The organism is Desertibacillus haloalkaliphilus, from assembly GCF_019039105.1.
GTDB classification, from domain to species: Bacteria; Bacillota; Bacilli; order Bacillales; family KJ1-10-99; genus Desertibacillus; species Desertibacillus haloalkaliphilus.
In genome coordinates, this window is sequence record NZ_JAHPIV010000067.1 from 1 (window position 1) to 570 (window position 570).

Annotated in this window: 1 protein-coding gene; it reads right to left on the bottom strand. The window is 47.9% G+C overall.

The genetic code is table 11. The features are described 5' to 3' along the window. Positions 1–570: hypothetical protein (locus tag KH400_RS29605; protein WP_217227926.1), on the bottom strand; the 570-nt coding region annotated here is incomplete at both ends.

Consider the following 570-nt stretch of genomic DNA (forward strand, 5'->3'; position numbering starts at 1 on the left):
CTCTTCCTTTCTCTTCCCCTCTTTTTCCTTTTTTCTTTCTTCTTCTTTCTCTCCTTCCTCTTCTCCCCTCCCTTCTTCCCTTCTTCCTCTTCTTCTCTTCCCTCCTCTCCCCTTTCTCTTCCCCCTTCCCTTCCTCCCCTTTTTTCCTCTTTCTCCCCCCCTTCTCCCTTTCCTTTTTCTTTTCTCCTTTTTTTCTTCCTTTCTTCCTCTCTTTCTCCCTTCCCTCCTCCCCTTTCTCCCTCTTTTCTTTTCTCCTTTTTTTCCCCTCTCCCCTTCCCCCTTTCCCCCTTTTTTTTCCTTCTTCTTCTCTCCTTTCCTCCCCTTCTCTTCTCTCCCTTCCTTTTCTTCCCTCCCCCCCTTTTTCCTTTCTCTTCTCCCTTCCTTTTCTCTCTCTTTCTTTTTCTCTCTTCTCCCCCCTTTTCTTTTCTTTCTTCTCCTCTCTTTCCTCCTTTCCCCTTCTTCCTTTTCTCCTCCTCCCCCCCTTTCTCTCCCTTTTTTTCTTCTTCTCCCCTTCCCCCTTTTCCCTTCTTCCCTCTCTTCTCCTCCCTCCCCTCCCCTTTTTTCTCCTCT